The organism is Planktothrix sp. PCC 11201, from assembly GCF_900009135.1.
Lineage (GTDB): Bacteria > Cyanobacteriota > Cyanobacteriia > Cyanobacteriales > Microcoleaceae > Planktothrix.
The window spans coordinates 187,660-196,216 of record NZ_LT797700.1; the positions used below are offsets into that span (position 1 = coordinate 187,660).

Annotated in this window: 9 protein-coding genes and 2 tRNA genes; 7 read left to right on the forward strand and 4 right to left on the reverse strand. The window is 40.8% G+C overall.

The features are described 5' to 3' along the window. Positions 1-286, reverse strand: a 286-nt coding sequence (locus PL11201_RS10255) for a pentapeptide repeat-containing protein (RefSeq protein ID WP_079678482.1), incomplete at its 3' end; no start/stop codon positions are given. 173 nt (positions 287-459) lie between these two features. Between PL11201_RS10255 and PL11201_RS10260 the strand changes: the two genes are divergently transcribed. Then, positions 460-551, forward strand: a tRNA-Ser gene (locus PL11201_RS10260). 12 nt (positions 552-563) lie between these two features. Here PL11201_RS10260 and PL11201_RS10265 read toward each other — a convergent pair. Beyond that, positions 564-749: a hypothetical protein gene (locus PL11201_RS10265; protein ID WP_079677465.1), complete on the reverse strand. Its 186-nt coding sequence runs from the start codon at positions 747-749 to the stop codon at positions 564-566. Between the two features lie 179 nt (positions 750-928). On the opposite strand from PL11201_RS10265, the gene PL11201_RS10270 reads away from it, so the two are divergent. Continuing rightward, positions 929-1,795, forward strand: a complete 867-nt coding sequence (locus PL11201_RS10270; RefSeq protein ID WP_079677464.1) for an SGNH/GDSL hydrolase family protein — start codon at positions 929-931, stop codon at positions 1,793-1,795. 198 nt (positions 1,796-1,993) lie between these two features. Next, positions 1,994-2,278: a hypothetical protein gene (locus PL11201_RS10275; protein WP_079678483.1), complete on the forward strand. Its 285-nt coding sequence runs from the start codon at positions 1,994-1,996 to the stop codon at positions 2,276-2,278. Here PL11201_RS10275 and PL11201_RS10280 read toward each other — a convergent pair. Further along, complete coding sequence (locus PL11201_RS10280; protein ID WP_079678484.1) at positions 2,275-3,261, reverse strand: YdcF family protein; 987 nt, start codon at positions 3,259-3,261, stop codon at positions 2,275-2,277. The two genes, PL11201_RS10275 and PL11201_RS10280, sit on opposite strands and share 4 nt — an antisense overlap. A 62-nt stretch (positions 3,262-3,323) precedes the next feature. Here PL11201_RS10280 and PL11201_RS10285 point away from each other — a divergent pair, with 62 nt between their 5' ends. After that, positions 3,324-4,103 carry a COG4705 family protein gene (locus PL11201_RS10285; protein ID WP_200816746.1) on the forward strand — a complete coding sequence of 260 codons (780 nt, stop codon included), beginning with the start codon at positions 3,324-3,326 and terminating at the stop codon, positions 4,101-4,103. 16 nt (positions 4,104-4,119) lie between these two features. On the opposite strand, the gene pap is transcribed toward PL11201_RS10285, so the two are convergent. Continuing rightward, positions 4,120-5,607: a polyphosphate:AMP phosphotransferase gene (gene pap / locus PL11201_RS10290; protein ID WP_079678486.1), complete on the reverse strand. Its 1,488-nt coding sequence runs from the start codon at positions 5,605-5,607 to the stop codon at positions 4,120-4,122. Positions 5,608-5,778: 171 nt separating this feature from the next. Here pap and PL11201_RS10295 point away from each other — a divergent pair, with 171 nt between their 5' ends. The 3 genes from PL11201_RS10295 to PL11201_RS10305 all read left to right on the forward strand — a co-directional run bounded on the left by PL11201_RS10295 (position 5,779) and on the right by PL11201_RS10305 (position 8,506). Further along, the gene (locus PL11201_RS10295) at positions 5,779-6,447 is read left to right on the forward strand and encodes a phosphatase PAP2 family protein (RefSeq protein WP_079678487.1); all 669 of its coding nucleotides are present in this window, start codon (positions 5,779-5,781) and stop codon (positions 6,445-6,447) included. Beyond that, positions 6,447-8,240: an ArnT family glycosyltransferase gene (locus PL11201_RS10300; RefSeq protein ID WP_079678488.1), complete on the forward strand. Its 1,794-nt coding sequence runs from the start codon at positions 6,447-6,449 to the stop codon at positions 8,238-8,240. The genes PL11201_RS10295 and PL11201_RS10300 overlap by 1 nt, the downstream gene beginning before the upstream one ends. Positions 8,241-8,424: 184 nt before the next feature. Continuing rightward, a tRNA-Leu gene (locus tag PL11201_RS10305) sits at positions 8,425-8,506 on the forward strand. The last annotated feature ends 51 nt before the right edge of the window (positions 8,507-8,557 follow it).

The window sequence follows — 8,557 nt, forward strand, 5'->3', positions numbered from 1 at the left end:
TGGCAAATCGTAAGTCCGCCTTCGTCAGATTTGCACCACTTAAATTGCTTTGATTCAGATTACTCCGGGTTAATACCGTACTGCGTAAATCAGCCCGACGAAAACACACTCCCACTAATTGAGTTTTGCTTAATACCGCCCAACTGAGGTTAACACCTGTGAGGTTCGCGCCCGTGAGGTTAACCCCCTGCAAATTGACACCGCTTAGGTTCACCTCACTTAAATCAATATAAGTAAAATTGCGCTCTCCCGCTTGGTACCGATCTAAAAATTCTTGTCTGTTCATGGGACAGCTTGAAAAAAGGCCGAAAAGGGTTAATCAACAGTCTATCTTGTTTTTTCTAGTCGTGATGGGGTTGGGGAAGGGGTCGCACCGGAATCTGTCTAACCGAAAAAAAATTTCATCTCCCCCCTAGACAAACCCCAAATGATCTGTTAGTATACTTAATTGTCGCTCCTGGAGAGGTGGCTGAGCGGTCGAAAGCGACAGATTGCTAATCTGTTGTACGGCAGGTAACTCCGTACCGAGGGTTCGAATCCCTCCCTCTCCGTTTTAAAGCCCGTTAGCGAGGATGAAGCCAATCTTGGATTTCCTGGGTTAACCAGGCGCATTCCTCCGCCACAAATAGTTCACCAATATTATTCGTTCCCGAGGTTGTCCGAATCACTACCTGATATTTGGATTGGTTTTTTTCCATAAACACGCCGATAATATTCCCGATGGAACCCGATTGTAAACGATATTTCATTCCCCTGGATTTTCTAAAAATTCTGAATTGGAAATGATCAAATTCTACTTATTAGTAAACAGTAATCAGTAAAGAAGTGGACAGTTGATTAAATCTTAACTCTTGCGCTAATAACTGATAATGCGGATACTTGATAACTGAATTATCCCTGCTGTAACTTCCCATAACACTGCTCACAGATGAAACAAGTTCAGACATTTGTAGTCCGATTTCTCCTTACCCTTACAATCGGTGGTTTAGGATGGTATGCTCTAGCCGCATCGGTACGCATACAAGCCGCACCGTCCCCAAATCTCCCTCCCACCTCAACCCCTCCTCTGTCTCCAGTCCCTAAACCGCCTCAACCTCCATCACCTCAACCCACCATCGACCCCCAACCTGAAGCCCTACGCAATAAACAGCGAATTGTGGTGGTTGGGGATAGTATTACTCAAAGTGGAGGACAATATGGGGGTTATGTCTGGCTATTACAACGCTATTTGAATTTACTATATCCTAATAAACCCGTGGAAATCATCAGTTCAGGTGTTTCTGGGAATACTTCAACCCAACTGAATGAACGATTTAAACAAGATGTTTTAGACAAAAAACCCGATTTAATTACGATTAATATTGGGGTGAATGATGTTTTACAAAGTTTCCAAACTCCGACGACCGCCAGACCGAATATTCCCACAACCCAAGAATATCGGCAAAATTTAACCGCAATGGTACAGGTAGCAACCTCAAAAGCCATTCCGGTTTTATTATTATCACCTACTATTATTCAGGAAGATCTGAGTAGTCGAGAAAATCAACGCATTGCAGAATATATCGCGGTAATGCGGGATGTTGCCCTGCAATATCGCTGTCAATTTATTGACTTAAATATTCCCTTTCGTCATGTCATTATCACCTATCAACGTTATGGGGGACAGGGACAAAATCTATTAACTCGGGATGGGATTCACCCGAATATTGCCGGACATCAAATTATTGCCTATAATATTCTCAAAAGTTGGGGTGTGCCTGAACCCAAAATCCAAAGTTTAAAAATTAGTAATTAATTTAATTCTCTATAGCAATTCTTATCGCTGTTGATAACCCGGGTTAGGGTATAGCAAGAGGCAATAGGGAATGGGCAATGGGCAATAGGTAAATACTTACTATAAGTAGCTTTTAGCTTTCAAGAATGTCCTAATAGATGTGGCAACTGCTATAGTTAATTAGCGAATCGTTACAAGACTTACACTTGGGGGAGCATCATGTCGGATAAAGATAATATCTCAGATCAAATTGTCTGTAAAAGTATTAAACTAGCTGGCCCAATCCAGGGTAAAAAAATCCAAATCCAAGTGGATGTTAAACCTGTTCAAGAGGTGAATAAACCAAAATCTAATAAAAATTCCGATTGGCAAATACTAGGATTTTTATTTCTGATTCTGTTTTTTTTGGTTGTAATTGTGGGAAGTTCTGGCGAAGTAGATTCATTTTCAAATCCCTGCTTACCAGATACTTCTGATCCCCGTTCTCAAAATCCTAGATGTTAAATACTTGGTGCTAACCAACCTCGGATAAAATAATAGAAGGTTAAAAAATATTCATCTAAAACTCTAGTAGTTAGTAATAACGCCTCTGCACTAGGCGCGAAATCAGCCCCGGTGATGTGACGAAGATATTTTGTCTGATGAACAAATGTATAAAAATTTGTTGGCGCCGGAATTACTTTAAAGCCAACCCTAGCAAAAGTTAGACTAGCTCGACGCATTTCCAATGCCGAAGTCACCAGAATAATGGTTCGACCTAAACGGTGGTTTTGCATAATCCGATAAACTTCAACGGCATTATTATAGGTGGTTCCGCCGTGAGTTTCTAAGATAATTCTATCAGGAGGAATCCCCATATAAGTTAAAAGTTGTTTAACATCATTGGCTTCAATTAAGGGATTAACTAATTCATGACGGGGGCCAGCACTAACAATAATAAACGGCCCACGATCCTGTCTAAATAGTTGTGCCGAGTAGGGAATGCGATCGCCCGTATCCGTTAATTGAATTTGTTTGCGATAGGGTAATTTGGGTTCGGTGGTTCCCCGTCCTAATAATACAATGGCTCCCGCCCGTTCTCCACAACATAAATCCGTTTGTACGGTTTTTAAAGCCACTTTTTCTACCTGTTGGGCTAACCAATTAGCAAATACAGGGGTACTAGCTACAATTAAAATTAATAATGCTATTAAAATCAAACCCGGCCCTGGTTGATCAATTTTACCGTTTTTAATAAAAATAGAAGCAATTAATAATAGAAAAATTGAAAACCCAAGGGGTCGGAAAAGAATTGATAAAATTCCCAATACTACTAACCCAACTTGGCTATCTGGGAAAAATAAAGCGACAAGAATTAAAACTAAAACCAGGATAAATAATAACCGATTAATTAAGCTATTATCCTTCCCGCCCAAAATTTCCCAGATTTTAAAGGCAATGGCACCGACTAGCAACAGAAATAAAATTCGAGTTAGGATAACAAACATGGTATTGCAGGAATTTTTCTGATAATACGGCTAAAATTGCATCAACAATGAGGAGAAACAGAGTGGAGAAGACTTTAGAGGGTATTCCAAAGGCGTTAATCAGAGTTCCAGAAATTACAATTTATTTCTGGATCATTAAGGTTCTGGCCACCACCGTGGGTGAAACCGCCGCAGACTTTCTTTCAGGAACCCTGAACCTGGGTTTAACCGTTGCATCCTTGATTATGGGTGTCTTTTTGATTATTGCGCTTTTCGTCCAGTTTTGGCTGAAACGGTATGTCCCCGCAAGTTACTGGCTTGTAGTTGTTTTAATTAGTATTGTTGGCACGCTGATTACAGATAAATTGGTAGATGATTTTGGAGTTAGCGTATTAACCAGCACTATCGTTTTTACTATTGCTATGGTGGCAGTTTTTATCGCTTGGTACTTGAGCGAAAAAACATTGACAATGCACTCTATTGTAACAACCAAAAGGGAGTTATTTTATTGGGCGGCTATTTTGTTTACCTTTGCCTTGGGGACGGCAGCAGGAGACCTTCTGGCAGAGGCTTCAGGGTTGGGATATACAGCATCAGGCTTAGTATTTGCGGCTTTAATTGGGGCAGTTGCTATCGGGTATTACCAGTTCCAAATGGATGAAACCTTGGCATTTTGGCTTGCCTATATTTTGACTCGACCCTTGGGCGCGTCTGCGGGTGATTTACTCTCACAACCGGTGATAAGAGGTGGTCTTGATTTAGGTACAAAGGAAACAACTATACTTTTCCTTTGTATCATCATCAGCCTAGTGATTTACTTAACCTTGAGCAAAAAAGACCAACCTAAAATCAATCGGATTTGATCAATCTGGTCGGGAATTAGTGATGTTTCAAATGATGGCGAATCGCATCAACAACGGTTTCAACCACTTTAACCCGAGCATAATATTTATCATTAGCTTCTACTAATGTCCAAGGAGCGCAGGGGGTGTGAGTCCGTTGAACCATTTGATTGGCGGCAACTTCATATAAAGGCCATTTCTCGCGGTTGCGCCAATCTTCTTCCGTGAGTTTATGCAGTTTATAGGGATTTTCTCGTCGTTCTTCAAACCGTTTTAACTGTTCTTCTTGGTCAATATCTAACCAAAATTTGACCAATACATAGCCCGCACTGGTTAACTGTTCTTCAAATTCATTAATTTCTTGATAGGCCCGTCGCCATTCTAATTCCGTAGCAAAACCTTCGACTCGTTCGACTAAAACCCGACCATACCAACTGCGGTCAAATATCCCCAGTTTACCCGCCGGAGGCAACCGTCGCCAAAACCGCCATAAATAATGACGGGCTTTTTCCTCGTCTGTGGGGGCGGCAAAGGTGTTCACTTCATAACTCCGGGGATCTAAAATATCCGTTAATCGTTTAATTGCTCCGCCCTTACCCGCCGCATCCCAACCTTCAAACAGAGCTAAAACCGGAATCTGTTTTTGATAGAGAATTTGTTGGAGTTGACCTAAATTAGCCTGTTGATGACGCAGTTGGGTTTTGTAGTCTTCCGAGGATAAAGCGGCTTTCAGATTAACTGCCGCTAGGGGGTGGGGTTCCGTGGGTTCTAAATGGGTCTGGGACGGTGTAAATACGGGGGGTAACTGAATATTTAAACGGTCTAAGGCTTCTTTTATAGATGCCACCACCGTTGATAATACCTTCACCCTAGCCCAGCGTTTACAGTCTCCCTCTACTAATGTCCAGGGGGCGGAACCCGTCCCGGTATGAATCACCATTTCTTCGGCTAGACTTCTGTAGGTATCATAATTTTTAGCCTGTTGCCAATCTTCAGGACGCACCCGCCAGGCTTCCAACTCGTCTTCTGAGGCTTTTTTCAGGCGTTGTTTAATTTCTTTTTTGCTCAAATGAATCCAAAATTTCACCATTACCGCCCCATCGTCCACCAGTTGGCGTTCAAAGGCGTTAATTTGTCGCATCGCCATCGGGACTTCCTGTTCTTCCAGTCGCCCAAATAAGCGATCCTCTAAAACGTAGGTATACCAACTGTGGTAAAAAATGCCAATACTGCCTTGGGGGGGTAATTTCTGCCAAAACCGCCAGAGAAACGGATAGCGGGATTCTTCATTGGTTGATGGCCAAATGGGATGGACGGCAAATCCCCTAGGATCCATATATCCGACCATTTTCTTCACCAGTCCCCCTTTTCCGGCGGCGGCCCAGCCTTCCAAGACAATAATAATCGGTAATTTTTTTTCCCGACAGGTATGCTGAAGCGATCGCAACTCCTTCATTAAGGTGTCTATTTGGCTTTTGTAGCTTTCTTTATCCAGCGATAAGGTTAGATCCAGGGTATCTAGCATCGATTCTCCCATCCTCATGAAGTCCTGACTAGATATTCTAGTTCTTTTTCTCCAATACCTCGAAAACCTCAACAACTTTTTTAACTTCTGTTTTTTCAGCATTAACCCCGCATCTCAACCTATTGTATAATCAAAACTTCCTTAACTGCTGATCTGTAAACGTAAAAAATAATGCGTTTCACCTTAACTCATCAATTCATTTCGTTTAAAAAAGCAATTCCTAAATGGCAATTTTGGACTTGTTTGGCTATTTTATGCTCATTTATTTTACTTTCGATTCGAGTCTCGGTCAACGAGAATTTAGTTTTAGATCAAATTTTAATTCAAGTTCCTCATCAAATCTTTCCTGATAGTTGGGATGATTTTTTTAGATTTTTCTATTTATTGACGGGGGTCAAAGGGACGGCGATTATTGTTGCTTTAACCTTGGTTTTTTTGGCTTGGAAACGGTACTGGATTGAAGCTAAAGTTTTAGCTTTTTCTACCTTGGGAATTTTAATTTTAGTCGATAGAATTCTCAAGCCAATGATTGAGCGCAGTCGCCCTTTAGATCGTCTCGTAAAATCCGTCGGGAGAAGTTTTCCCAGTGGTCATGCGACGGGGAATATTTTGTTTTATTTTTTTATCGCTTATCTTCTGGCAGAAAGGTATCCTAAAGCCACTCCCTATATTTATGGATTCGCGACCATCTGGTTATTGATTATTGGGTTTAGTAGTGTTTATTTAAGATGTCATTGGCCGAGTGATATCCTCGCAGGTTATGGTTTAGGTTATATCTGTTTAACGATTAGTTTGGCTTGGTTAAAAGTTTCCCGTGAGAATCAAAAAGTGAGAGAATAATGAATAGTCAAAAATCGGAATTTAACTCATTCTTTAAAACAATTTGGGAATCCTGGGAGAACTACCCTAAAATAACTTGGGGCATTTCTATTGTAGGATTATTTTTATTGAGTGCGATCGCCTTTTTAAGTCATTTAGGTGATATTGGTTTAATTGATAAAACCGAACCTATGTTTGTTGAAGCTGCCCGACAAATGCACCTAACAGGAGATTGGATTACCCCCTATTGGAATGGCGAAACTCGCTTTGATAAACCCCCCTTAATTTACTGGTTAATAGTCATAGCGTTTCAAACCGTTGGGGTAAATGAATGGGGGGCGCGATTCCCTTCAGCCATAGCCGCGATCTTATCTACCTTTTTAGTATTTTATACCCTGCGTTATTTCAGTGGGTTTATATCTTTAGAAACAGAATCTGCTCGCACCCGTCAGCGTTGGATAGGAGCTTGGTGGGGAATGGCAATGATGGCTTTAAATCCGGCTTGGGTTGCTTGGGGACGGACGGGGGTTTCTGATATGCTTCTAGCCTCCTGTATGACTATTTCATTATTAGCATTTTTCTTGGGTTATGCTCAACCTAAAACCCGTCAAAAAAAAGGCTGGTATTTTATATTTTATAGTTTTTCAGCCTTAGCTGTTTTAGCCAAAGGGCCGATTGGAATTGTCTTACCAGTTTTGATTATCGCAGGATTTCTAAGTTATACCCAACAATGGCAAAAAGTTCTCTGGGAAATGCAATTGCTCAAGGGAAGTTTGGTATTTTTAATCATTGCCGTCCCCTGGTTTATTTTAGTGACTATGGCTAATGGTCAAGCCTATTTAGAGACATTTTTTGGACATCATAATTTTGCCCGCTTTACTAGTGTTGTCAGTAATCATCCTGGCCCTTGGTTTTATTATTTTCCCGTGATTTTAGTGGCTTTATTACCGTGGTCAGTGTATTTACCTGTAGCTATTTATCAGGTTAAATTTTGGAAAATCCAAGATTGGCGATCGCAGGATCGGTCTCAACATTTGGGTTTATTTGCTCTCTTTTGGTTGGTGATTATTTTTGTGTTTTTCAGTCTTTCGGCGACGAAATTACCCAGTTATATCTTACCTTCTATTCCGGCGGGAGTGATTTTAATTAGTTTATGGGGAAATCAACAGAATCAAATTGAGTCTGAACAACCTAAAATTTCTATCCCCTTTTTGATCACAGGTTTTGCGAATATTCTGGTGTTATTGATATTAGCGATCGCCAGTTTTCTTAGTCCTCAATTAGTCGGGGATGATACCCCCAATTTTTCTCAATTATTACAAAGCAGTCATTTAACAACGGTATCAGGAATCATCTGGTTGATTGCTAGTGGAATTACTCTCTATTGCTTATTAAAACCCCAATGGCGGCGGGCAGTTTGGGCGGGAAATGCCCTAGGATTCTTTGCTTTTATGGGTTTAGCAGCTTTACCTGTGGGTCAATTATTAGACACTCAACGACACTTACCCCTCAGACAATTATCAGCTACGGTGCGCCAAGTTCATCAACCCAATGAACCCCTATTAGTGATTGGGATATTTAAACCCAGTCTGGTCTATTATACCCAACAAACCATAGAGTTTATGACCTATGATATTCAGCAAAGATTATTAAAATTATTTCCTTTAGATACTCCCGTTGATACGGTTTTAATTATCACCAGACCAAAAGATATAGCCAAATTAGGATTACAATACTCTGATTATCAATTATTGCAGGATCAGGGGGATTATCAATTAATTAGAATTAAAGTAAAGGTATTATTAAAACGGTAAGATTTCTGAAAAAATCTTACTGGTCAAAGGCAAAAGGCTATCTTGCTATGGGGAATAGACTTTCGCTACCAGTACCAACCCCAAATTTGCCGGATCTGAAAAAAATTGTGGAAAAGGGGTGACAGGTTGAGGAAGCTGTGCTATATTAGTAAATTGACTGCAAGATTAAACGCAGTGTTCATAAGCGGATGTGGCGGAATTGGTATACGCGCACGTTTGAGGGGCGTGTGGCTTTGTCCTTGCGAGTTCGAGTCTCGCCATCCGCATTAGTTTTAAACCTTTATAATGCTTACATGGCTTAACTTTCACTCGCAAGG